The sequence below is a fragment of the Salipiger bermudensis HTCC2601 genome, from assembly GCF_000153725.1.
Taxonomy (GTDB): domain Bacteria; phylum Pseudomonadota; class Alphaproteobacteria; order Rhodobacterales; family Rhodobacteraceae; genus Salipiger; species Salipiger bermudensis.
Map to the genome: position 1 here is coordinate 3,662,415 of NZ_DS022276.1, position 23,926 is coordinate 3,686,340.

General features: G+C 65.9%; 18 protein-coding genes. 7 read left to right on the top strand and 11 right to left on the bottom strand.

Translation table 11 applies throughout. From position 1 onward, the window contains the following. Positions 1 to 18: 18 nt before the first annotated feature. From R2601_RS17310 to R2601_RS17330, 5 genes are all read right to left on the bottom strand, one after another. On the bottom strand, positions 19 to 1,218 hold the full coding sequence (locus tag R2601_RS17310; RefSeq protein ID WP_007800643.1) for an aminotransferase class V-fold PLP-dependent enzyme: 1,200 nt from the start codon (positions 1,216 to 1,218) through the stop codon (positions 19 to 21). A 342-nt stretch (positions 1,219 to 1,560) separates the two neighbouring features. Beyond that, positions 1,561 to 3,207: a BCCT family transporter gene (locus R2601_RS17315; RefSeq protein ID WP_007800645.1), complete on the bottom strand. Its 1,647-nt coding sequence runs from the start codon at positions 3,205 to 3,207 to the stop codon at positions 1,561 to 1,563. A gap of 49 nt (positions 3,208 to 3,256) precedes the next feature. Then, a complete protein-coding gene (locus R2601_RS17320) occupies positions 3,257 to 3,670 on the bottom strand; it encodes a universal stress protein (RefSeq protein ID WP_007800648.1) in 414 nt (137 codons plus the stop codon). Between the two features lie 235 nt (positions 3,671 to 3,905). After that, a complete protein-coding gene (gene acuI, locus R2601_RS17325; RefSeq protein WP_007800650.1) occupies positions 3,906 to 4,898 on the bottom strand; it encodes an acryloyl-CoA reductase in 993 nt (330 codons plus the stop codon). Positions 4,899 to 5,014: 116 nt separating this feature from the next. Further along, positions 5,015 to 5,530, bottom strand: a complete 516-nt coding sequence (locus tag R2601_RS17330; RefSeq protein ID WP_007800651.1) for a DinB family protein — start codon at positions 5,528 to 5,530, stop codon at positions 5,015 to 5,017. A gap of 89 nt (positions 5,531 to 5,619) precedes the next feature. Between R2601_RS17330 and R2601_RS17335 the strand changes: the two genes are divergently transcribed. After that, positions 5,620 to 6,369: a FadR/GntR family transcriptional regulator gene (locus tag R2601_RS17335; protein ID WP_007800654.1), complete on the top strand. Its 750-nt coding sequence runs from the start codon at positions 5,620 to 5,622 to the stop codon at positions 6,367 to 6,369. On the opposite strand, the gene R2601_RS17340 is transcribed toward R2601_RS17335, so the two are convergent. Continuing rightward, positions 6,323 to 7,510, bottom strand: a complete 1,188-nt coding sequence (locus R2601_RS17340; protein ID WP_311135719.1) for a hypothetical protein — start codon at positions 7,508 to 7,510, stop codon at positions 6,323 to 6,325. The two genes, R2601_RS17335 and R2601_RS17340, sit on opposite strands and share 47 nt — an antisense overlap. A 352-nt stretch (positions 7,511 to 7,862) precedes the next feature. Between R2601_RS17340 and R2601_RS17345 the strand changes: the two genes are divergently transcribed. From R2601_RS17345 to R2601_RS17355, 3 genes are all read left to right on the top strand, one after another. After that, positions 7,863 to 8,924: a TRAP transporter substrate-binding protein gene (locus tag R2601_RS17345; RefSeq protein WP_007800659.1), complete on the top strand. Its 1,062-nt coding sequence runs from the start codon at positions 7,863 to 7,865 to the stop codon at positions 8,922 to 8,924. 78 nt (positions 8,925 to 9,002) lie between these two features. Further along, complete coding sequence (locus tag R2601_RS17350) at positions 9,003 to 9,800, top strand: TRAP transporter small permease subunit (RefSeq protein WP_007800661.1); 798 nt, start codon at positions 9,003 to 9,005, stop codon at positions 9,798 to 9,800. A gap of 1 nt (position 9,801) precedes the next feature. Continuing rightward, on the top strand, positions 9,802 to 11,229 hold the full coding sequence (locus R2601_RS17355) for a TRAP transporter large permease (RefSeq protein WP_007800663.1): 1,428 nt from the start codon (positions 9,802 to 9,804) through the stop codon (positions 11,227 to 11,229). A 304-nt stretch (positions 11,230 to 11,533) separates the two neighbouring features. Here R2601_RS17355 and R2601_RS17360 read toward each other — a convergent pair whose 3' ends face one another. The 5 genes from R2601_RS17360 to R2601_RS17380 form a co-directional block, all read right to left on the bottom strand. Next, a complete protein-coding gene (locus R2601_RS17360; RefSeq protein WP_007800665.1) occupies positions 11,534 to 13,642 on the bottom strand; it encodes an Ig-like domain-containing protein in 2,109 nt (702 codons plus the stop codon). 766 nt (positions 13,643 to 14,408) lie between these two features. After that, positions 14,409 to 16,142 (bottom strand): sugar phosphorylase, encoded by a 1,734-nt coding sequence (locus tag R2601_RS17365; RefSeq protein ID WP_007800667.1) that lies wholly within the window; start codon positions 16,140 to 16,142, stop codon positions 14,409 to 14,411. A 212-nt stretch (positions 16,143 to 16,354) separates the two neighbouring features. Then, positions 16,355 to 17,242 carry an endonuclease/exonuclease/phosphatase family protein gene (locus R2601_RS17370; protein WP_007800671.1) on the bottom strand — a complete coding sequence of 296 codons (888 nt, stop codon included), beginning with the start codon at positions 17,240 to 17,242 and terminating at the stop codon, positions 16,355 to 16,357. A gap of 37 nt (positions 17,243 to 17,279) precedes the next feature. Further along, a complete protein-coding gene (gene mfd, locus R2601_RS17375) occupies positions 17,280 to 20,756 on the bottom strand; it encodes a transcription-repair coupling factor (RefSeq protein ID WP_007800673.1) in 3,477 nt (1,158 codons plus the stop codon). A gap of 146 nt (positions 20,757 to 20,902) precedes the next feature. Further along, positions 20,903 to 21,424, bottom strand: a complete 522-nt coding sequence (locus tag R2601_RS17380) for a hypothetical protein (protein ID WP_007800675.1) — start codon at positions 21,422 to 21,424, stop codon at positions 20,903 to 20,905. A gap of 232 nt (positions 21,425 to 21,656) precedes the next feature. Here R2601_RS17380 and hemB point away from each other — a divergent pair, with 232 nt between their 5' ends. From hemB to R2601_RS26085, 3 genes are all read left to right on the top strand, one after another. After that, positions 21,657 to 22,655, top strand: coding sequence for a porphobilinogen synthase (gene hemB, locus R2601_RS17385; RefSeq protein ID WP_007800678.1), 999 nt, complete (start codon positions 21,657 to 21,659; stop codon positions 22,653 to 22,655). A 138-nt stretch (positions 22,656 to 22,793) separates the two neighbouring features. Continuing rightward, positions 22,794 to 23,348: a lipid-binding SYLF domain-containing protein gene (locus R2601_RS26080; RefSeq protein ID WP_007800680.1), complete on the top strand. Its 555-nt coding sequence runs from the start codon at positions 22,794 to 22,796 to the stop codon at positions 23,346 to 23,348. Positions 23,349 to 23,555: 207 nt separating this feature from the next. Then, positions 23,556 to 23,744 carry a hypothetical protein gene (locus R2601_RS26085; protein WP_144266927.1) on the top strand — a complete coding sequence of 63 codons (189 nt, stop codon included), beginning with the start codon at positions 23,556 to 23,558 and terminating at the stop codon, positions 23,742 to 23,744. The last annotated feature ends 182 nt before the right edge of the window (positions 23,745 to 23,926 follow it).

The following is a 23,926-nucleotide window of genomic DNA, read 5'->3' on the forward strand; positions in this document are numbered from 1 at the left end:
CCGCTCGGCGCGGCGGCTTTACAGCTCCCGATCAAGCGCGGCGATCAACTGGTCAACCTCCTCGGGCGAGGTGTAGTGCGTGAAGGACAGTCGCAGCACCCCGTCATCGGGGTCGATGCCCATCGCCTGAAGCGGCCGCACGGCGTAGAAATTGCTCCCCCCGGCCATCACCTTGTGGTTCGCCAACCGCCGCGCGACCGGCTCCGCCGGCCCCTGCAGGGCCACGGCCACCGTCGGCGCGCGGTTCTCGGCGCTCTTGGGACCGAGCAGCCGGACAGAATTTCGCGACCCGAGGAAATCCAGCAAGGGCTGCATGAGCTGCACCTCGTGGGCATGCATCAGCCCGGCCACAGCACCCGGTGCGACGCCCTGATGTGCCGCCAGCGCCTCGACATAATCGACCATGCCGGCGCAAGCGGCGACCTGAGCGTGATCTGGCCCCGCAGGGGTGAACTTCTTGTACAGCGTGTCGCCGTTGAAGAAATGGGCCTGGTTCGGCAGCGCCTCGGCCAGCGCGCGACGCATGACCATGATCCCCTGATGCGGACCGAAGGTCTTGTAAGCCGAGAACAGATAGATGTCGCAGCCCAGCTCGCCCACATCCGGAAACCCGTGCGGCGCAAAGCTCACGCCGTCGACGCAGGCAAAGGCCCCGGCGGCATGGGCCAGCGCGGTGATCTCGGCGACCGGGTTGATCTCGCCCACCACGTTGGAACAGTGCGGGAAGCAGACCAGCCGGACCTTCTCGTCGAGGAGCTTTTCCAGCGCGGCGGGATCGAGATGGCCGGTCTCGGGATCGACCTTCCATTCGCGGATCTCGATGCCCTCCTCGGCCAGTCGCCGCCACGGACCGGAATTGGCCTCGTGGTCCTGGTTGGTCACCACGATGGCTTCGCCCGGCTGCATGAATTTGCGGAACGCCTGCGCCAGCACATAGGTGTTTTGGGTGGTCGAGGGGCCGAAGCTCAGCTCTTCCGTTTCCACACCCAGAAGCGCGGCAAGACGCATGCGCGCCTCGTCCATCTCGGCACCGGCGGCCTCGGAGGCCGGGAATGGCGCGTAGGGCTGCACCTTGCGCTGGTGGTAGAACCGCGTGAGCCTGTCGATCACCGGCTGGCACGTGTAGGAGCCCCCGGCATTCTCGAAGAAGGCCCAGCCCTCGAGCGACGGCTCGGCAAAGGCGGGAAACTGCCCGCGCACGAACTCCAGATCCAGCATGATCGCGACTCCCGTAATTTGTGCTGCAACAAACCGGCTGCGAGACGGAGCGTCAAGGCGATGCGGAGGGTGTGGTTGGCGGGAAAATGCGATCGCTCCGAGGCAATGCAACGTCTGGATGTGGGGGCGGTTTGGCAAAGACCCGCTAAGGCGACTGGTGCCTGGGAAGCGAACGATCTTGGCAGGTTCGACCTCGGTCAGGGGCGCTTCAGACAGTCTCGTTCTGGGCTCCTGGCCCGCGCGGAATTGGGGCCGACGGTCGCCAAGTTTCTCCCCCCTCCGAAATGAAAAACGCGGGCCCGAAGGCCCGCGTTCTCATCGTCTCGGGATCGCCCCGGACAATCAGGTGTTGCGGCGCTCTGCCGTCAGGCCGCGCCAGATCGCCCAGCACATGATCAGCAGCACGATGGTGAACGGGAGACCCGTCGAGATCACCATGGATTGCAGCGAGGACAGACCGCCCGCCGAGAGCAGCAGCACGATGGCCACGGCGCCCTCGAAGACGCACCAGAACACACGCTGAGGCACCGGCGCATCGACCTTGCCGCCCGCGGTGATGGTGTCGATCACCAGCGAACCGGAGTCCGACGAGGTCACGAAGAACACGATCACCAGCACGATGCCGATCAGCGACGTGATCGACGCCAGCGGCATCACGTCGAGCATCTTGAAGAGCTTGACGGGAAGGTCCGCGTCCTGCGCAGCGGTGTAGCCGTCGTTGAGCACCTGCTGGATGGCATTGCCACCGAAGACGCTCATCCACAGCACGCAGACGAGGCTCGGGATCAGCAGCACGCAGACGATGAACTCGCGCACGGTGCGGCCACGGCTGACGCGGGCGATGAACATGCCCACGAACGGCGACCAGGAGATCCACCACGCCCAGTAGAACGAGGTCCAGCCCTGCATGAAGTTGACGTCTTCACGACCGACCGGGTTCGACAACGCCGGCAGATACTGCAGGTAGGCGCCGAGATAGTCCACGAAGCCGGTCAGCAGCGCGATGGTGTGGCCCGTCAGCAGAACGAAGACCAGCAGCAGGAAGGCCAGGCCCATGTTGATCTCGGAGAGCACCTTCACGCCGCCGTCGAGGCCGCGCAGCACCGAGACCAGCGCCACGGCGGTGATCGCCGAGATCAGGATGACCTCGGTGGTGGAGCTCACCGGGATGCCGAAGAGTTCGTTCAGACCGGCATTGGCCTGCGTCGCGCCGAAGCCCAGCGAGGTGGCAAGACCGAACAGCGTGGCGAACACCGCCAGCACGTCGATGATGTGACCCGGCCAGCCCCAGACGCGCTCGCCGAGGATCGGGTAGAAGGCCGAACGGATGGTGAGCGGAAGGCCCTTGTTGTAGGAGAACAGCGCCAGCGCCAGCGCCACCACCGCGTAGATCGCCCACGGGTGCAGGCCCCAGTGGAAGATCGTGGCGGCAAAGGCGAGCCGGGTCGCGGCCTCCTCGTTGCCCTCTGCACCGCCAAGCGGTGCCCAGTCGGTCCGAACGCCGTTCTCGCCCATGGCGACACCGCCGATGGAGGAGGAGAAGTGGCTCATCGGCTCGGACACGCCGTAGAACATCAGGCCGATGCCCATGCCCGCGGCGAACAGCATCGCGAACCAGCCGGCATAGGTGTAATCCGGCGTCGCATCCGCACCGCCAAGCCGCACCGAGCCCACAGGGGTTACGATGAGCAGCAGGCAGAAGATCACGAAGATGTTCGCCGCGCCGAGGAAGAACCAGTCAAAGCCCTTGGTCACGCTGTCGAAGAGCCAGCTGAACACCGATCCCGCCTGCTCGGGCAGCGCCAGCGTGTAGAACACGAAGACGATGACGGCGAGGCCGGAGATGGCGAAGACGGGGTTGTGGATGTCGAGGCCGAACGGCCCGATCTGTTTCTCGATATTGTCCTGACCGATGACGTAATCGGTCTCGATGATATCCGCGCTGCCTTCTGGCGCGGGGATACCCTGGTCGTCGCTCGTGTCACTCATGGCACGAAACTCCCTCTTGTTGTTGTTGTCCGGTCTCCTGCCTGCGCCGTCAGCGCACCAGCATCACCGAGATCTTGGCTTCTGTGGCAATGCTGCCGCCATTCGCGGGCCACCAGTGGTCGGCGATATTCGGGATATGGCTCGCCATCACCACGAGATCGGCATTCACCTCGCCCACGGCCTTGAGCAGCGTGGGGTCGAGATCGATGCTCGGATCGTGGCTGGCATAGGCCTTGGCCTCGGTGGAGATGCCGCGCAGCGCGGCCTGGTCGGCGGCGAAGGCAGAGAGCTTCTCGGCATATTCCTTCGGCGTGTGGGCGATCGCCGACGGCTGTTCCGTCGTCACGCCGACGTAAATCACCGTCGCGCCGTAATGCGCGGCAAGGTCGGCGGCGCAAAGCAGCGCCTTCTCGAGCCGTTCGGCATGGGTCAGGTCGACCGGCACCATGATGCGTTCGAACACGTGTCCCTCCTGTGTCCAGGTTACCCGGGTTGATCCCGGCTTTTCGGCCGCCGCCCGCCCTCGCAAGGGGCGCGAAAGCGCGGCGCCGGCCCGTGATTACGGCGATGTGGCAAGACATCGCCGATGACGCAGGGTAGCGCACCTAACGGCTAAGGCAAAAAGGGACAAGGCGCATAAATGTCCAAAAGCGACATTTATTCGCAAATGCGACCTGTATTGCTCCCGTTTCGGTTGATCATCCCGCCATGTCGACAACGACTCGGCCCTTAACCTGGCCTTCGAGGATGTCGGCACCAAGCTGCGGAAGATCCTCGAGCGTCGCCGGCACCACCATCGCGTCGAGCTTGTCCATCGGCAGATCTCGCGCCACCCGGCGCCAGGCCCGCAGGCGGTTGTCGAAGGGCTGCATCACGCTGTCGATGCCCAGGAGGTTCACCCCCCGCAGCAGGAACGGGATCACCGTGGCCGGAAGCTGCGCGCCGCCCGCCAGCCCCACCGCCGCGACCGAGCCGCCATAGCTGATCTGGCCCAGCACGCGCGCCAGCATCGCCCCGCCCACCGCATCGACGCAGCCGGCCCAGCTTTCGCTCTCCAGCGGGCGCTTCACGGTCTCCGCCAGTTCCGCGCGAGGCACGATGCGCGCCGCCCCGAGCCCGCGCAGGTAATCCTCCTGCTCGGGCCGCCCGGTGACCGCCGCCACCTCGTAACCCAGATGCGCCAACACCGCCGTCGCCACCGAGCCCACGCCGCCCGCGGCGCCGGTTACCAGCACCGGCCCCTTGGCCGGGCTCACACCGTGATCCTCGAGCGCCATGACCGCCAACATCGCGGTGAATCCGGCGGTTCCCACCGCCATTGCCGCGCGAGTGTCGAGCCCCTCGGGCAGCGGCACCAGCCAATCGGCCTTGACCCGCGCCTTCTGCGCGTAGCCGCCCCAATGCGCTTCGCCGACGCGCCAGCCGGTCAGCACGACCTTGTCGCCGGGCTTGTAGCGCGCGTCCTCCGAGCGCTCGACCGTACCGGCGAAGTCGATCCCCGGTACGTGCGGGTAAGTCCGCACCAGCCCGCCGCCCGGCCCGATGCAGAGCCCGTCCTTGTAGTTCAGCGTGGAATACTCCACCGCCACGGTGACCTCTCCCTCGGGCAGATCCTCCAGCCCGATCTCGCGCACCGCTGCGGAAGTCTTGCCGCTCTCCGCGTCTTTCTCGACCACAAGCGCCTTGAACATCTCGTCTCACCTCTCCGCCTGCACCTCGGCAGGCTCCTTCTCTGGTTCTCAAATACCTCGGGGTGAATGCCGCCGATCGGGCGGCAGAGGGGCAGCGCCCCTCCCTGCCCCGACGCTCACAACCAAGGCCCCTCGCCCGGCATGAAGGCGAGATCGCTGACCCAGCCCTCTCCTCCGGCGGCCGTCGCCATCGCGTGCACCTGCCCGCGATGATGGGTCTGGTGGTTGAACATATGCGCCAGGCACTGGCCCAGCGGCCTGACCTGCACGCGCCCCGTGGCACCGGAAGACCAGCGCAGATCGCCGGTGAGATCCAGTGCGCCCAGTCGCTCGGCCCAGAGCAGGATCCGCGCATCGGCGCGGAACCGCTCGGCCCCCCAGACCGCAAGCGTCGGCACCAGCGTGGTGCTGTCGTCGATGCCCGCATCAGGCTTCGGCCAGTCCGCGAAGCGGCTCATCCACATGGCATCGGCCCAAAGCAGGTGGTTCACCGTGGCAAAGATCGAGCCGAAGAACGCGCCCCGGTCGCGGCGCAGCTCGGCCTCGGGCAACGCCTCGAGCGCCGCCTTCATCTGGCGGTTCTGCCATGCATTGTAGCGTGCCATGCTCAGCACGTAATCCGGGGACAGCATCGCAGCCGGCTCCTTCGTTCGGCGCACCAAGCGCCACAAGGGCGACTCGGCGCTGGACAGCCAATTGTCTGACAATTAAACAGCCCCTCATGTCGCCTGCAAGCACCCCGAAGACCGATCGCTCCACCGAGATCGCCAGCGCCCTGCGCGATGCCATCGTCACGGGCAGATTGCTGGTCGGAGACCGGCTGCCCTCCGAGGCAGAGCTCGCCGAGCAATACGGCGTGTCGCGCCCGACGGTGCGCGAGGCGCTGAAGCGGCTTGCCGCGCAGTCGCTGATCCGCACCCAGCGCGGTGCCACCGGCGGCGCCTTCGTCAACCACCTCTCCTACGAGGCGGCGCATGGCCAGCAGATCACCACCTCGACACTGCTGCTGTCGATGAACGCCATCGCCTTCGAGACCGCCTGCGAGGCCCGCTTCGCCATGGAGCGCGCCTGCGCGCCGCTGGCCTGTGCGCGGCGCGAGGCGGCGCATCTCGCGACCATGCGCGCCGAGCTTGCCAACCAGTCAGACGCCCGGCTCAGCGATGAAGCGTTCTGCGCCTCCGACGTGGCCTTCCACCGGGCTCTGGTCGATGCCGCCGCCAACCCGGTGCTGTCCTATCAGCTCGCCGGGGCGGTCGAGGCGATGCAGCCGCTGATGAACATGATCACCTTCACCGCCCGCGACCGTGCCCGCATCGTGGCGCTGCACGCGGCGGTGGCGGATGCACTCGAGGCGCAGGACGCGGCCGCCTGCGACGCAGCACTCACGGCGCTCGAGCGTTACACCATCGATCTGGCCGGCGCGGTCATGGCGCGGCGCGCGGCGAAGGCGGCGGCGCGGCCCGGCTCCTGAGCCAGAGATTCAGACGCCACGTTCCCCATGCCAGAGGGATCGCGGTGAGGCCCGCGATGACGTAGGCCAGCGGCTCGTCCCAGAAACTCTCGAAAAGCTGCGTGTAGGCGTGGATCGCGGCGAAGGTCAGCGCCGCGTTGAACAGGCCGCGCTGGTTTCGGATACCCGCCCAGACCATCATCGCGATCAGCGCCAGCGCCCAGAGCACCGTGAACACATGGTGCGAGATCACCAGCGTCGACGCCCGGAAGCCCTCGCGCAGCGCGATGAACTCTTCGTAGGACATCTCGCCAAAGCGATAGCGCCCCGGTCCCCAGATGTGCTCGCCCACCACGTCCCCCCAGAGCGAGCCCACCAGAGCGCAGAGATTGGCTACCACGAAGGCCAGCACCATCAGCACCCGCGCGTGCCGCGCGCCCCGATCGTTGCTGCGGGCCGCCAGCGCGAGGCAGCCCGAGATCAGCAGACCCATCTGCAGGATCGAGAGCGTCGGCTCGGGCGAATAGAACACGTAGGCCGCGTGGAAATAGAAGGTCGAGGTGTCGAGCATCTGCGCGAAGGGCACGATGGCCAGCGCCGTGACCAGCCGCAGATCGATCCGCCATCCGCCCCACGCGAGCACCGCCGCGGTGTAGAGGTAGTAGAGCGAAATCGGCAGGCCCGAGACCTCGTTGCGGCCCATCAGATAGGCCAGCCCGCCAAGATGCAGCGCCAGCCCCATGAGCAGGATCGCAGCGGTGGCAAAGCGCGCGACCTCGCCCGCGCGGCGCAGCGCCAGCGTCGCCGGCACGGCAATCGCCGCCCCCGCCAGCGCCATCGGCCCGCCGGCCATCTCGGGATATTTGTCGAGCAGTTCCACTGCGCCGCCGCCAAGCAGCATGCCCGCCCCGATCAGCGTCGCGGCATTGCCGAACATGCGCAGCATCGCGCCGCCCCGGAACAGCACCAGCAGGCCGCAGATCAGCGTGAGCGAGCCGCCGATCGCCACCGCGAGCGGGCTCGCGAGCCAGAGGATCAGCCCGCCGGTGGCGGCCAGGATGCCGAAGACCAGCACCGCGTTCACCGCCAGCCCGATCATCGCCTCGCGCGCCCGGGCCTCGATCTCGCCAGCCTGTGCCGGGGTGATGATCCCGTCTGTCACCAGACGCTCCGTATCCGCGACCGCGTGCATCATCCTGTCCTTCGCAATCTGTCCTGCGCGCAGATAACGGGATTTCGGACGCCGCCCGCAAGCCCCGCAAGCGCCCGAGTCCGGCCTTGCGGGCGGACCGGCACATGAGACGCAACGTCATGTCGGCTCTCTCGACGGTCGCCCCAAGGGCCGGAGCAAGCGCGGCCAAGCGGTGCTTGCGATGACACACATGCAAATCCACGCATCTCCGCAGTATTGGGTATTCACAGCGCATCACGGGTCCGTTAGCGTTTGAACCCGGCAGATGGAGACTGCCGAACGCCCACGGGAGAGGGCGACGGAATTACAGGGAGGACACCCAATGAAAAAGACCTTCGCGGCCGCGGTAGCGGCCTCTTTCGTCATGACCGGCGCCGGTTCGGCGCAGGAACTGTTCGAGATGACCAGCGGCTACGCCAACAACCTGCCGATCCTCGGCACGGCCTCGGTCAACTTCGTCGACAAGATCAACTCGATCTCGACCGAGGTGGAATTCGAGCACTTCAACCCCGGCGAGCTGGTGCCGGCGCTCGAGATGCTCGACGCGACCTCGAACGGCTCGGTGGACGCGGCCTATTCGACCTCCGGATACTGGCAGGGCAAGATGAACGCCGCCGGTCTCTTCGCCGCCGTGCCCTTTGGCCCCGAACCGGGTGAGATGCTGGCATGGATGCTCTATGACGACGGCATGAAGTATTTCCAGCAGATGTATGACGACAACGGCTACAACGTGAAGGTCATCCTCTGCGGCATGTACGCGCCGGAAACCTCGGGTTGGTTCAAGAAGGAAATCAACTCGATGGAGGACCTGCAGGGCCTCAACATGCGCTTCTTCGGCCTCGGCGCGGAAGTCATGCAGAAGCTCGGCGTGTCGACATCGCTGCTTGCGGGTGGCGACATCTTCCCGGCCCTCGAGCGCGGCGCGATCGACGCGACCGAGTTCTCGATGCCGCTCGTCGACGCCAACCTCGGCTTCTACAACATCGCGAAATACAACTACTTCCCCGGCTGGCACCAGCCTTCGACCATGTTCGAGCTGCTGATCAACAAGGACCGCTGGGAAGAACTGGACGAAATCGCCCAGAACCAGATCGAGATCGCCTGCATGGCCAACCTCGCCGACAACTTCGCCGAGGGTGAAGCCAAGAACTTCCCGGCGATGAAGGAAAACGTCGAAGAGCACGGCGTCGAGATCAAGAACTGGAACGAGGAGCAGCTCCAGCAGTTCGAGAGCGCGTGGCTCGAGGTTGCCGGCGAGCTTGGCGCCGAAGACCCGTTCTTCCAGGAAGTCTGGGACGACCTGCAGCAGTTCCGCCAGGACTACAAGCTCTGGTCGAACAACATCTACCTGCCGCGCCCCTACACGTCGGTCGCCGACCAGTAAGCCGGATTTCATCCATAAAGACCAAGGCCGGGGCGGCATCTCTGCCCCGGCCACGCATGCTTGAGGGAGGCAGGCTCGATGACCGAGCAAACCGAGGTCGTGGCCGCGATCTCCGATCCGGGAGAGATCGGGCGCGCAGACCATAATCGTGGCGATCGTTTCGTCATCCAGGTCTCGAACCTGGCCGCGTGGCTGTTCCCGATCCTGATGATCGCGATCTGTGCCCAGGTGGTGCTGCGCCAGATGGGCCACAACCAGGCCTGGCTCGACGATCTGCAATGGTGGCTCTACGGCGCCGCGGTGCTGATGGGGATCGGCTACGCGGTGACCACAAACAGCCATGTGCGCGTCGATATCTTCTACGACAATTTCGAGAAGCGGAAGCGCATCCGCACCGACATCCTCGGGCTGGCGTGGCTGTTCCTGCCCTTCATCATCCTGTGCTGGGACGTGACGCTCGACTACGCGCTGACCTCGATCCGCGCCGACGAGGGCTCGGACAGCCCCAACGGGCTGCACAACCTCTGGATCATGAAGAGCTTCATGAACGTCGCTTTCATCTTCATCGCGATTGCGGTGTGGTCGACCTATGTGCGCCTGCTCTCCAAGCTCACGCGCCCGGCGCTGTGGAAGCAGCTGCTCTTCGCGTTCCCGTCGGTGGCCTATGCCATCAACCTCATCTGCTACTACGCGATCTTCGGCGTCGCCTACGCCACGCGCGATCCCGAGATGAGCGCCCGCGACGTGGGACGCCTGCCGATCTTCGGCGAATGGGAGTTCGGCCAGCACGAGATGCGCTGGACCATCCTCATCGCCCTCATTCTGACCGTGGTCGCCATCGTCGTGGCGCGCCTCTTCGACCGCAAGGACGCCTGACATGGAGTGGCTGACCATCAACGAAATCGCCGTCGCGGCGATGTTCGCCACCTTCATCTGGATGCTGTTCCGCGGCATCCCGGTGGCCTTTGCCCTTGTCGGCGTGAGCCTCGTCTTCGTGCTGATCGCCGAGATCGGGCTTGACCCGTATCGCCGCTTCTGGGGCGAGATCATGGCCTTTGACCGCACCGGCATCGACTATCGCAAGCTGCAGGCGCTGTCGGGGCGGATCTTCGGCAACACGATCAAGAATCCGGTGCTCGTGGCGCTGCCGATGTTCATCTACATGGGCCTGATGCTCGATCAGTCCGGCGTGGCGCAACGCATGATGCACGCCATGCAGAAGCTGTTCGGCGGGCTACGTGGCGGCCTGTCGCTGACGGTGCTGCTGATCGGCATCATCCTCGCCGCCTCGACCGGCGTGATCGGTGCCTCGGTGACGCTTCTGGGCGTGATGGCCCTGCCCGCGATGATGGCGCAGAACTACTCCAAGCCCATCGCCACCGGCACCATCGCCTCCGCCGGCACGCTGGGCATTCTGATCCCGCCCTCGATCATGCTGGTGATCATGTCGGACCAGCTTGCGATCTCGCTCGGAGACCTGTTCATGGGGGCGCTGTTCCCGGGCCTGATCCTCGGCGCGCTCTACATCCTGTTCATCGTGATCTACGGCTTCATCTCGCCCGATGCGATGCCGGCGCCCGAGCGCACCGCGCGCATCGGCTGGAGCGAGGTCAAGGAAGTGCTGGTCGCCGTTGTGCCGCCGATGTTCCTGATCCTGCTGGTGCTGGGATCGATCTTTGTCGGCCTTGCGACACCCACCGAAGCCTCTGGCCTCGGCGCCTTCGGCGCAACGCTTCTGGCGCTGTTTGCCCGCAAGCTGAACTGGAAGGTGTTCCGCGAAGTGGCGCGCTCGACCCTCAACACGTCGGGCTACATCGTCGGCATCTTCCTTGCGGCCAACTTCTTCGCCTACGTGCTGCGGCGCTACGGCGGCGACGAGATCGTGCAGGAGCTGGTGCTCTCGGCCTTCGACAGCCCCTACTGGACCGTGGCCTTCATCCTGTTCATCGTGTTCTGCCTGGGTTTCCTGCTCGACTGGATCGAGATCACCATCATCATCATGCCGCTGATGCTGCCGATCATCCAGGGGCTCGAGCTGGCGGTGCCGGGCTATGACCAGGTGCGCGACCCGCAGGTCGTTTGGTTCGCCATCCTCGTGGCGGTGACCTTGCAGACCTCGTTCCTGACACCACCGGTGGGCTTTGCGCTGTTCTACCTCAAGGGGGTCTGCCCGCCCGGGGTGTCGCTGTCGCATATCTACCGCGGCATCATCCCCTTCGTGGTGCTGCAGCTGATCGGCCTGTTCATCGTGTTCGAGTTCCCGCAACTGACCACGTGGCTGCCATCGGTGGCCTACGGCAACTGACCCAAGCCCGGGTCGCAGGACGCCAAAGACAGAGACGGCCGCGCCCCTTCCGGGCGCGGCCTTTCTTCTTGCCCAGAGGCATGCACCGCCTGCCGGGTCACCCGCTCGACCTTGTCCCAATTCTCGCCACGCAGGACCGCCCGCGACCGCGCGAAGCCGCGCTTCAGACCAACGGCAAGACCTGCCCGCACGGGCACCGCGCAAAAAGAAACGGAGCGGCTCTCACCGCTCCGTTCCCCGTAGATCATTCCGGCACAGGGTCGAAGTGCACCGGAACGAACGACGTCTCCGGCCTCGCCCTGCCTTACTCGGTCAGCAGCTGCGCCTCGTGCTTCTTCAGCGAGCGGCGGGCTGCACCGTAAGCCTTGAGGCCCTCGGCGTGCTCGAGTTCGGGGAACAGCTCGAAGATCTCCTGTCGCTGCTCGTCGCCAATGCCGCGCAGCGACAGGTCGCCGGGCTGGAAGCTCTCGGTCCAAGCACCGTTCGACAGCACCACCTCGTGGTTGTCGAACATCATGTGGATGTAGGTGACGCCGAGCGTATCGACCTCGTCGACCCCGTCGAGACCGGTCAGGTGCTTCGCCGCCGCGAGGACCTCGCGCTCTTCGAAATAGAGTGCGGTCTTGTCGTTGGCGACCAGGACGCGGTGGTTCGGCGACACGAGCAGGTCGTGCTCGGGCAGGTTCTTGCCCAGAGCGCCCTGCTGGATCAGGACGGGCTTGAGATGCGGCTTGCGGGCCAGCTGGAAGCCGGTCAGTTCCTTGCGACCAATCCAGCGGATCTCCTGGATGCCGTTGTCGCGGGTGATGACGCGGTCGCCGACCTCGAGATCCTCCACCAGGCGCTCGCCCTTCGGCGTGGCGATCAGCGTGCCCGGGGTGAAGCAGGGCAGCACCTCGACGGTGACGGTGCCGGTGTCGGTGCCGCCATTGCCATCGTCGATCGTGTAGTCGTAGCTGTCGGTGCCGTTGAAGGTCTCGTCCGCGACATAGGTGACCGTGCCATCGGCGTTCAGCGTCACGCTGCCGTTCTGCGCCTCGCCAACCGAGGTGATGGTCAGTTCATCGCCATCGGCGTCGGTGTCGTTTGCCGACGGGTCGAAGGTCTCGGGATCGGTCGCGGTCGCGGTGATCATGTCATCGACCGCAACGGGCGCGCGGTTCGATTCGCCGTCGTTCGGATCGGTGGGCACGGTCACGTTGACGGTGATGACACCATCATCCTCGCCGCCATTGCCGTCGTCGACCGTGTAGGAGATCGTGTCCTCGCCGAAGAAATCCTCATTCGGCGTGTAGGTGACGGTGCCGTCCTCGTTGATCGTGACGGTGCCGTTCTCCGGGTCGCCGATCTCGGAGACCACCAGATCGTCGCCATCGACATCGGTGTCGTTGTCGGTCGGATCGAAGGTGATCGGATCGTCCTGCTCGGTCCCGACGGTGTCGTCATTGGCAACCGGATCGTCGTTCACCGGGTTCACGGTGACATCGACCAGCGCGCTGTCGGTGTTCCCGTCCGGATCGGAGATGGTGTAGCTGATCTCGTCCGAGCCGTTGTAATCGGCATCGGGGGCGTAGGTCAGAGTGCCGTCTTCGTTGATCGTCACGGTGCCGTTGCTGGCGGTGGCCTCGGTCACGGTCAGCGTGTCGCCGTCGGGATCGCTGTCATTCGAGAGCACGTCGACCACGACCGCCACGTCTTCGTCCGTCGTCACCGTGTCATCCTCGGCGACCGGCAGGCCGTCGATGGCATCGGTGGTCGAGAAGTCGATATCCGAGATCAGGACGCCCTGGTCCTGATCGCCGCCATTGGCATAGGCGATCTCGATCCGCGAGACCGGGCCCTCGATGGAGACCTGCAGCGTGCCGTCCGGATCGGCGAACTCGGTGGTTTCGGTGCCCGTGGCGGTGGCGCCGTCAACGCTCGCACCGCCCGACACGACAGTCAGGGTCACGTCGACCGGGTTGCCCTCGGCGTCGTAGGCAAGAACGGTCACGTTGTCCTCGAAGCTGCCCTCAGATCCCGATGCGTTTTCCAGCAGGTCACTGAAGTCGCCGCCCGGCCCCGCATCGACGTCATTGAGCAGGAACGAGACGTTCTGGACCTCGTCGCCGTAGATCTCGTTGCTCGAGCTGAAGTTCAGCACGGTGGTCGCGGTCGCGCTCACGGTACCGTCGCCGTCGCCACCGAGCCCCAGCAGCTTGAGGTGCGAGTTCGGGTCGGTGTCGGACCCCTCCGGCACGTAGCCGGTGAAGTTCACCGTGAAGGCCTGCGCCCCCTGATCCTGCGCGGTGTACGTGATGTCGACGGCGACACCGCCGGTCTCCACGGTCGCGGTCACGCCGTCAGACGCAGTGTTCTCGAGATAGGTGCCATAGGCACCCAGCGCGCTCCAATCCAGAACCAGATCAGCCATTGTTTTCGACCCTCATAACCTTACAGACCGGGGCGCACCCGGAACCGCAAACACGGTGCCGACGAAGACCGTCGACAACATCATTTTGCTCGTCATGCCTGCAAGTTCGCGAAGGGAAACTCTGCCAGAAGCGCCCACATTCTCGGTGTGGACGAAGAACGGCAATCGGCGGCGGAGGCATAACCTCCATTCGCATCCCTCGCACCCTTGCGGATGCTTCACAGTTCAGCGGCCGCCCCCGTGGCCTTTTAGTCTTCACCCCCCAGTCGGGCTTACGATCTTTTAACCGCGCCCGGTAATCGCCTCAAACGAAAAAATGGCGTGATCTGGGCAACTTCCGACACAGAGTTGACACATAAAGGCGACTTAGGGGCAACTTCACACATCTTTGAGTTGACTATCGTTTCCGCGTCGATCAGGTCTGGCCGGCCAGATCACAAGAAACACAAGCAGTTTAGCAATCATTGCCTGATCGCAGTCGGCGGACTGTGCAACCTGAGGCAACAATTCATCGAACGGGGCGCGGTTGCCCCGCGACGACAAATCTGGTCACAAATGTGGCGCGCCCTGTTCGCGTTGCGTGGTCAATTTGACTGAAAAAGCCGGATTGCGCGCAATTTTCGGCAATTTATCCAAGCTCATCCCCGAATCAATCGGTCATACTCGGGTAAATTGCGGCCATGATCGGGCCGCGACCCGCGCCGGGCCTCCTGTAAAACGGGCGCGAGCCGGCCTCTGCCGCGCCCGCGCCTCATTCTCGGCACGATCAGACGAGGTTGGTGATCCAGCGGCACTGATAGGGGGCCATCTCGACCGGGCCGGCCTTGATGGTTTCGCCGCTCAGCAAGTCGACCCAGCTCTCGTCGGCGATCAGGTTCAGATCCGCCTGCGGGATCTCGATGGTCTCGTCACTGACATTGTGCAGCGCAAAGATCGACTGCGCCCGGTCCAGGGACTGCCGCCAGAGACCGAAGATGCGGTCATCGACGTTCAGCGTGAACTGGGTGGCGTTCGGGTGGAAGCCGGGCTGTTGCGCCCGGATCTTCAGCCGCTCCGACAACGCCGCCAGAACGCGGGCGTGGATGGTCTCGGGGTCGGCGAGCTTTTCCTGAAGCTCGGGATAGTCCCAGCGGTGCCGGTTGATCGCCCGGTTCATGCCGCGCCGTTCCACCGCCTCAAGATCGTTGGGCGTGGCCAGCATCGAGTGGATGTAGAAGGCCGGAATGCCCTCGAGCGACATCGGGATGGTCTGTGAACACAGAAAGCGGTCGAAATGCAGATCATCGGTGCCCTTGAAGGTGCGCCCCATGGCTTCGAAGAAGGTACAGTTGAGCTCGTAGGGCGCCTCGCCCCCGCCGGGCAGCGAGCGCATCGAGACCTTGCCGCCGATCTCGTGGATGGTGTCGATGATCTGGCCGATCTCTGGCGGCGGCAGCAGACCTTCGGCGGGGCGCATGCCGATGCCGTCATGGCTGGCGGTGAAGTTCAGGTAGGCGCAGCCCAACGGCGCCGGCGGCATGGTGCGCTGCCAGTCGTTGAGATAGCGCGCCGATCCCGACATCATCGCGTGCAGCGTCAGCGGCGGCAGCGGGAAGTTGTAGACCACGTGCGCCTCGTTGCGGCGGCCGAAATAGCTCAGGTTCTCGGCCTTGGGCACGTTGGTCTCGGTCAGCAGGATCACCGTCTCGGTGGCGTAGTCCATCAAAAGGCGCATGAGCTGGATCACCGCATGGGTCTGCGGCAGGTGGATGCAGTTGGTGCCAAGCTCTTTCCACAGGAAGGCCACCGCATCGAGCCGGATGATCCGCACGCCCATGTCGATATGCAGCCGGATGATGCGCACGATCTCGAGCAGGACGTCCGGGTTGCGGAAATCGAGATCGATCTGGTCGTGGCTGAAGGTGCACCAGACATGGCGCGTGCCCATGGCGGTCTCGACCTCCTGCAGGAGCGGCGTGGTGCGCGGGCGCGTCACCATCGAAACATCGTCCGAAGGGTCGGCCTCGAAGAAGAACTTGTCATAGGGCTTCTGGCCCTGACGGTAGGCGTTGAACCAGACCCCCTGGCTCGAGACGTGGTTCAGCACCAGGTCCGACATCAGGTGGAACTCGCTACCGATGCGGGTGATGTCGGCCCATTCGCCAAGCTGCGGGTTCACCTTGCGGTAATCGGTCACCGCAAAGCCGTCATCCGAGGTGAAGGGGAAGAACGGCAGGATGTGCACCCCGTTCACCACGCCCTTCATGTGGTTCAGCAGGAAGTCGTGCATCAGGTCGAGCGGCTTGTGATAGCCGTCGATCAGGCTGTCGCCATAGGTGATCAGCACGGCGTCGTTCTGGGTCCAGAGATTGTTGCCCGGCTTGCGCGGCTGACGGCGGCGATGGGTGTCCTCGGGCCAGAAGGCCTCGACGACCTGACTGCCGAGAATGTGGGAATCCACGTCTGGGTAGATGAAATGAAGCAGCGAGGAAAGTCTGGCGCTGAAATTGCTCTCGGTCATGAAATCCCTTGGTCTCCTGATCTGGCAGGGGCCGCTGGCACACATGCGGAACGGGACGGGCTCCCCTACGCGCGAGGTGCAACAGGACGCTTCCCTTTTCGGTTAAGCCGTTCAAACCGCTTTCACAAGGGAAAAGCTGTCCGGCGCTTTGCTGGGCGATCAATGCGGGACGAGTGCCCGGAAAGGCATCTTGCCGGCGCCCCGCAGGGCCGTCACAGCCCGGGCAGATCAATCAGCAGGGCGGCGTGGTCGCTGGCATGGGGGCGATGCTCACCGACGCCCGGCAGGCGCGCGCCCTGCCCGGCCTCACGCCCGAGCCCACGGTAAAGCACGCGCGGCACCGCGTCGGGAAAGCGCGCGGCCAGCGCCTGCGAGGCGATCATCACGTCGGGGCGATTGTGCTTGTGCAGATGCGGCTCGTAATAGGTCCAGCGACGATCCTCGGGCAGCCGCAGGCCAAGATCCACCCCCGCCGCCTCGAGCGGTGCGATGGCGCGTTCGCCCTCGCCGCGCGGCTCGTTGAGATCGCCGATCACCAGCCACAGCGCCTCCGGATCCCGCGGCAACAACCGCAGCACCGCCTGCGATTCAAGACGCCGCAGCTCCCATGCGCGCTTCGGGTCCGGCCATGGCGCCTTGAGGTGCAGCACGAAGAGCGTCAGCGCCCCGAACCGCGCCTCGAGGCAATCTCGCCGGAACACCGGCTGATCCTCCGGCATCCCTTGCAGCGGGCTCAGACCCAGATCCGACGGCAACAGCTCGGCATGGCTTGACGCCCCCTCCCAGCGTCGCCGGGCCATCAGGGCCACGTCGAGCCCGCGCCCGTCATTGCCCGGCAGGCAGAGCCGGTGCGGGTACGGATCGGCGACCTGCGCCAGATACCGGTCATGGAACGCATCGAGGCTCTCGGCGTCGAACACCTCCTGAAGCGCCAGAACATCGGCCCCGGTGGCGGCGAGAAGTTCGGCGGTCAGCCTCCGGTCGGCCGCGTCATGCGCGGGGCTCTCGGCATCGTCACGGTCGCGCGCGCCATGCAGGTGGCCGCCGCTGCCATCGGGCAGCAGCCGCAGGTTCTGCATGTTGAGCGAGGCGATCCGCATCCGCCCCTCCTCTCTCCCGGCGCCCGCGCGCCCCGGCTCAGGCGTCCTTGCGCAGCCGGATGGCGCCTGCCTTTTCCGCCAAGTCCCGGGCGATGGCATAGGCGCCCTTGATCTTGTCGCTGTCCTTGGCCCAGTCGCGCCGCACCACGATCTTGTTGTCCTTGATCTTGGCGTGGTTGTTCGGGTCCTGGATGAACGAGACCAGCCCCTCGGGCTTGGCGAACTTGTCGTTGTGGAACTGGATCGTCGCGCCCTTGGGCCCGCCATCGAGCTTGGCGATGCCGGCGCGCTTGCACATGTTCTTGATGCGCACGATCAGGAGCAGCGTGTTGACCTCCTTCGGCAGCTTGCCGAAGCGGTCGATAAGCTCGGCCGCAAAGCCCTCAAGCTCCACCTTGGTCGACAGCTCCGAGAGGCGCCGGTAGAGGCCGAGGCGCACGTCGAGATCGGGCACATACTCTTCGGGGATCAGCACCGGCACACCGAGGTTGATCTGCGGCGCCCATTGGCCGTCATCGTCAAGCAGCCCCTCCATCTCGCCGGATTTGATCTTGGCGATGGCCTCCTCGAGCATCGACTGGTAAAGCTCGTAGCCCACATCGCGCATCTGGCCCGACTGCTCTTCGCCAAGCAGGTTGCCGGCGCCGCGAATGTCGAGATCCTGAGAGGCCAGCGTGAAGCCCGCCCCCAGCGTGTCGAGCGAGCCCAGCACGCGCAGGCGCTTCTGCGCGGTGTCCGTGAGCTTGGCGCGCGGCTGGGTGGTAAGGTAGGCATAGGCGCGGGTCTTGGACCGCCCGACCCGGCCGCGGATCTGGTAGAGCTGCGACAGGCCGAACATGTCAGAGCGGTGCACCACCATGGTGTTGGCGGTCGGGATATCGAGCCCCGATTCCACGATGGTGGTCGCCAGCAGCACGTCGAACTTGCCGTCGTAGAAGGCGTTCATGCGCTCGTCGAGCTCGCCCGCCGCCATCTGGCCATGCGCCACGACATAGGACACCTCGGGCACCTGCTCGCGCAGGAATTCCTCGATCTCGGCGAGGTCCGAGATCCGCGGCACCACGTAAAAGCTCTGGCCGCCGCGGTAATGCTCGCGCAAGAGCGCCTCGCGGATGGTCACCGCGTCGAACTCGGAGACATAGGTGCGGATCGAGAGACGGTCCACCGGCGGCGTGCCGATGATCGACAGGTCCCGCACGCCCGAGAGCGACAGCTGCAGCGTGCGCGGGATCGGTGTCGCGGTCAGGGTCAGCACGTGGATGTCGGAGCGCAGCTGCTTGAGCCGCTCCTTGTGGCCGACGCCGAAATGCTGCTCCTCGTCGATGATCAGCAGGCCGAGGTTCTGGAAACGGATGTTCTTGGCCAGCAGCGCATGGGTGCCCACGGCGATGTCCACGGTGCCCTTGGTGATGCCGTCGCGGGTCTTGGCCGCCTGCCCCGAGCTGACGAAACGCGACAGCGGCGCGACGTTGATCGGGAAGCCGCGGAAGCGCTCGGCAAAGCTCTTGTAGTGCTGCCGCGCCAACAGCGTGGTGGGCGCGATCACTGCCACCTGTACTCCGGACATGGCGGCGACAAAGGCCGCGCGCATGGCGACCTCGGTCTTGCCGAAGCCCACGTCGCCGCAGATCAGCCGGTCCATCGGGTTGCCGCTGGTCATGTCCTCGAGCACGTCCTCGATGGCGCCGATCTGGTCGTCGGTCTCGGTATAGGGGAAGCGTGCGCAGAAGCTCTCCCACGCGCCGGGCGGCGGGTCGATGATCGGCGCCTTGCGCAGTGCGCGCTCGGCCGCGACGCGGATGAGCTTGTCCGCCATCTCGCGTATGCGCTCCTTGAGGCGGGCCTTCTTGGCCTGCCACGCGCCGCCGCCGAGCCTGTCGAGCAGACCCTCGTCATGGCCATAGCGCGACAGCAGCTCGATGTTCTCGACCGGGAGATAGAGCCGCGCGCCCTCGGCATATTCTAGCAGCAGGCACTCATGCGCGGCTCCGGCGGCCGAAATCACCTCCATGCCCTGATAGCGCCCGATGCCGTGATCCACGTGCACCACAAGGTTGCCCGGGGTCAGGGATTGCGCCTCGGTCAGGAAGTTCTCGGCCTTCCTGCGTTTCTTCGGCGCGCGGATCAGACGGTCGCCCAGCACGTCCTGCTCCGAGATCACCGTCAGGCGCTGACCCTTGCCGGCCTGTTCCCACGGCGCCTCGAAGCCGTTCTCAAGAGCCCAGACCGCCAGATGAAGGCCGCGCTTGCCGATCCGCGTGCCGTTGCCGATCGGGATCGCCTCGGCCAATCCCTCATCCTCGATCAGGCCCGTCAGGCGCTCGCGCGCGCCCTCGGACCACGACGCGATGAGCACCGGTCCATCCTGCAGCTTGGTTTTCACGTGATCGGCCAAAGCCCCGAAGAGGCTCACGTTTTCCTGCTGACGCTCGGGCGCGAAACTGCGCCCGATGCGCCCGCCGGCATCGACCACGCCCGGCCCGCTCGACTGCGGCAGCGGATGGAACTGCACCACGCGGCGGCCCTCGGTGGCCATCTCCCAGGCTGTGTCGTCAAGGTAGAGCTGGCCCGGCGGCACCGGCTTGTAGACCGAGTCGATCCGGCCCTTCTGCGCCATGGCATGGCGGCGGGTCTGGTACTGGTCCTCGATGCTTTCCCAGCGCGCCAGACGCGCCGGGGTGAGCTGGTCGTCCATCAGCAGCGGCACGCCCGGCAGGTAGTCGAACAGCGTCTCGAGCCGGTCGTGGAAGAACGGCAGCCAGTGCTCCATGCCCTGCTGCTTGCGCCCGGCGCTGACCGCTTCGTAGAGCGGATCATCGGTGCCGCCGGCGCCGAACTCGATGCGGTAGTTCTGCCGGAACCGCGTGATCGCCGCCTCGTCGAGGATCACCTCCGAGACCGGTGCCAGCTCGACCAGGTCAAGCTTTTCCGTGGTGCGCTGCGAGACCGCATCGAAGCGCCGCGCGCCGTCGAGCACGTCGCCGAACAGGTCGAGCCGTACCGGCCCGCCCTCGCCCGGCGGAAAGATGTCGATGATGCCGCCTCTGATGGCGTAATCGCCGGGCTCGGTCACCGTGGGCGCCTGCGAGAAGCCCATTCGCACGAGGAAGTCGCGCAGCGCCTTCTCGTCGATGCGGTCGCCGACCCGGGCCGAGAAGGCGGCATCGCGCAGCAGCTCGCGCGCGGGGATGTACTGCGTCGCCGCCGACAGCGTGGTCAGCAACACGAAGCGCTGCGGCATGGCGTGAACCAGCGCCGCCAGCGTCGACATGCGCGCCGCCGAGATGTCGGGATTGGGCGAGACCCGGTCATAGGGCAGACAGTCCCACGCCGGGAAACTCACCACCGGCATGTCGGGCGCGAAGAAGGCCAGCGCCTCCTGCAGCGCCGCCATGCGCTTGTCGTCACGGGCGACATGGATGACGGGACCGTCGGCCTTCTCGACCTCGGCCAGGATCAGCTTCGCGTCGAAGCCTTCGGGCGCGCCGCCCATGATGATGCGGGACTGTGACATGGGGATGGGATGTGGCGCGCGCACGCGCCGCCGTCAACCGCTCATAGCGCGGCCTCGCGCCGTTTCGGCGCGGTAAGGGACATGTCGCCCTTTCGGAGCGGTGAGGGACATGTCGCCGTTTCGGCGCGGTAAGCGATCCGTCGCGCTCAGAGCGCGGTGAAGGACATGTTCTGCGCCATACCCCAGAGCGCGGTGACCAGGATCGAGATCAGGCCGATCACCTGGACCCAGAACCGGTGCGAGGCAAGCTTGCGCCGCAGCACCTCTCCGGAGAGCCCTTCGTCGCGGATCCTTGCCGCGGTGCCGATGCTCATCAGCCCGACCAGAGACATCGGGAAGGCCAGCAGGAACAGCGCCTGCGACAACTCGATCGCGTAGCCGAAGCCCGAGACCGCCAGCATCGACAGCAGCGCCGAGGCCAGCGCCACGCCCCAGACCCCGGCCTCCTCGGTGATGAAGAGGATGCGGTTGACGTTGATCCGGACCATGTCCTCGAGATCGCGCTCGGCCTGGCCGCCGTGGCGGCGGGCGCGCATCACCATGTCGAAGGGCACGCCGAGGACCCAGTGGCTCGCGGTGGACCAGACCACCGCCAGCGCGATCCAGAACCACATGTTCGAGAACGAGCGCATGTCGATGGTTTCAAGAACGATCCGGTACCAATCCACTGAGTGCCTCGCAAAACCCGTTTTCCGCCTTCTAGCCCGCCTGCTCCCGCTTGCCCAGAGCCTGCCCCGCGCACCGGGGAACGAAGCCCCGGCCTGTGCCCGCAGCGCCGCGCCGGGGGCCGGGCTGCGACGCGGGGTCCTCCCCGGCAGGTCTGGACAAGACCCCCGCCGGGAGTGCATTCGACTGGGATACCGCGCCGAAGACGCCGCCAACGACACCGAGGAACCGGACATGCTCCCCACCCAGGCCCCCTTTCCCGCCACCCGCCTGCGCCGGCTGCGCAAGTCCGCGGCGATCCGCGCCCTGACGGCGGAGACCTCCCTAAGCCCGGCCGATTTCATCTGGCCGGTCTTCGTGCGCGAGGGCGAGGGGGTGGTCGAGCCAGTCGGCTCGATGCCCGGGGTCAACCGCCTCTCGGTCGACAAGGTGGTCGAGGCGGCGCGCGAGGCCCATGCGCTTGGCATCCCGGCGATCTGCCTGTTCCCCTACACCCCCGAGGCGCTGAAGACCGAGGATTGCGCCGAGGCCTGGAACCCCGAAAACCTGTCCAACCGCGCCACCCGGGCGATCAAGGACGCGGTGCCGGAGATGGCGGTGATGACCGACGTGGCGCTCGATCCCTACAATGCCAGCGGTCATGACGGGTTCGAACGCGATGGCGAGATCGTCAATGACGAAACCGTCGAGGCGCTGGTGAAGCAGGCGCTGAGCCAGGCCCGCGCCGGGGCCGACATGATCGGCCCCTCGGACATGATGGACGGCCGCATCGGCGCGATGCGCGCGGCGCTGGAAGCAGAAGGCTTCCGCAATACGCTGCTGCTGTCCTACTCCGCCAAGTACGCCTCGGCCTTCTATGGCCCGTTCCGAGACGCGGTAGGGGCGTCCGGAGCGCTCAAGGGCGACAAGAGCAGCTACCAGATGATGGCGGGCAACTCCGACGAGGCGATGCGGCTGATCGAGCGCGACCTCTCGGAGGGGGCAGACATGGTGATGGTCAAGCCCGGCATGCCCTATCTCGACATCTGCCGCCGCGCCAAGGAGATGTTCGGCGCGCCGACCTTCGCCTACCAGGTGTCGGGCGAATACGCGATGCTGGCCGGCGCCGCCGAGCGCGGCTGGCTCGACCACGACCGGGTGATGCTCGAAAGCCTGATCGCGTTCAAGCGCGCCGGCTGTGACGGGGTGCTGACCTATTTCGCCCCGGCAGCGGCCCGGCTTCTGAACGGCTGAGAGGCGGAATGCCGCAAGCGCCCCGGCACAGGGCGCTTGCGTCGTGACAGCCCTGCATTTCACGCGTATAACCTCGACAAGTAGACCGGCGGGACAGCCGGACCAGAGGCATCGGCAAGACAGGATACCAGCAGACCCATGATGATGACCCGACGCAGCTTCACCCTCGGACTGGCGGCGCTGCCGCTTCTCGCCGCCTGCGGCAACGGCATTGGCGGCTCGGGCGCGGCCACGATCGACGCCCGCGTGGACAGCACGCTGAGCCAGATGTACTCGCAGTTCCCCGGCACCATCGACCTCGGCCAGAAGGCCGCCGGCATGCTGGTGATGCCGCTGGTGACAGAGGCCGGGCTCGGCGTCGGCGGCGCCTACGGGCGCGGCGCGTTGCGCGTCGGCGGCGCAACGGTCGACTACTACTCGATGGTGCGCGGCTCCGGCGGACTGCAGATCGGCGCCCAGCAATACGCCCACGTGCTGTTCTTCATGACCGACGACGCGCTCAACAACTTCCGCCGCTCGCCGGGCTGGGCCGCCGGGGCGAATGTCGAGTACGCGACCCCGGAACGCGGCGACACGCTGGCGGCCGAGACGACGACCTCGCTCTCGCCGGTGATCGCGGTGATCTTCGGCCAGTCCGGGCTGCGCCTCGGTGCGACGCTCGAAGGTACGAAATACACCCGCATCATTCCCTGATCCCGGCATCGCAGCTGGACCAGTGGGCGCAAGCTCAGCGAATAGTCGATGGTGACGCCGTTGGGGGCGCCGTCGGGATAGCGCGCCCAGAACACCTTGAGATAATAGGTGTCGTCGGTGCCCGCGAGGTAGTCGAGCGCCTTCGTCGCCTCGGCGGCGTCCTGCCCCGCGCGCAGGATCGTGCCATCGGCATTGTGCAGCGTGAAGTTGAGGTTCTGGCCCGCGGTCGGGGTCACCGAGAAGGACATCTCGCCGGAGAGGGTATCGATCCGGTACCAGTCGACCCCGGTGCCGCTGTGGATCGTGGTGCCCGAGCCGGTGATCGGCGTGGCGGTCTCGAGCGTGTCGTTGCCGTCGGAGGGCATCTCCTCGGGCAGGTCGACATCGAGCGAATAGGTATAGGTCGCCCCGTCGGGATGGTTGCCATCTGGATACTGCGCCCAGATGACCCTGAGGTAATAGGTGCCGTCGGAGGCGAGGTAGTTGATGGTATCAGTCTCCCTGCCGGCGGCCAAGATCGGCCCGGTGGGATCGCGGTATAGCGCGATGTTCATGTCCTGGGACGCGGCCGGCGTATT

Bases quoted from the DNA above. Each gene is read 5' to 3' on its own strand.
- R2601_RS17345 (WP_007800659.1), top strand. From the start codon at position 7,863: ATGAAAAAGACCTTCGCGGCCGCGGTAGCGGCCTCTTTCGTCATGACC.
- acuI (WP_007800650.1), bottom strand. From the start codon at position 4,898: ATGTTCAAGGCGCTTGTGGTCGAGAAAGACGCGGAGAGCGGCAAGACT.
- R2601_RS17330 (WP_007800651.1), bottom strand. From the start codon at position 5,530: ATGCTGTCCCCGGATTACGTGCTGAGCATGGCACGCTACAATGCATGG.
- R2601_RS17370 (WP_007800671.1), bottom strand. From the start codon at position 17,242: ATGCGGATCGCCTCGCTCAACATGCAGAACCTGCGGCTGCTGCCCGAT.
- R2601_RS17335 (WP_007800654.1), top strand. From the start codon at position 5,620: ATGTCGCCTGCAAGCACCCCGAAGACCGATCGCTCCACCGAGATCGCC.
- R2601_RS26080 (WP_007800680.1), top strand. From the start codon at position 22,794: ATGATGATGACCCGACGCAGCTTCACCCTCGGACTGGCGGCGCTGCCG.
- R2601_RS17350 (WP_007800661.1), top strand. From the start codon at position 9,003: ATGACCGAGCAAACCGAGGTCGTGGCCGCGATCTCCGATCCGGGAGAG.
- R2601_RS17355 (WP_007800663.1), top strand. From the start codon at position 9,802: ATGGAGTGGCTGACCATCAACGAAATCGCCGTCGCGGCGATGTTCGCC.
- R2601_RS17365 (WP_007800667.1), bottom strand. From the start codon at position 16,142: ATGACCGAGAGCAATTTCAGCGCCAGACTTTCCTCGCTGCTTCATTTC.
- R2601_RS17315 (WP_007800645.1), bottom strand. From the start codon at position 3,207: ATGAGTGACACGAGCGACGACCAGGGTATCCCCGCGCCAGAAGGCAGC.
- R2601_RS17360 (WP_007800665.1), bottom strand. From the start codon at position 13,642: ATGGCTGATCTGGTTCTGGATTGGAGCGCGCTGGGTGCCTATGGCACC.
- hemB (WP_007800678.1), top strand. From the start codon at position 21,657: ATGCTCCCCACCCAGGCCCCCTTTCCCGCCACCCGCCTGCGCCGGCTG.
- R2601_RS17310 (WP_007800643.1), bottom strand. From the start codon at position 1,218: ATGCTGGATCTGGAGTTCGTGCGCGGGCAGTTTCCCGCCTTTGCCGAG.
- mfd (WP_007800673.1), bottom strand. From the start codon at position 20,756: ATGTCACAGTCCCGCATCATCATGGGCGGCGCGCCCGAAGGCTTCGAC.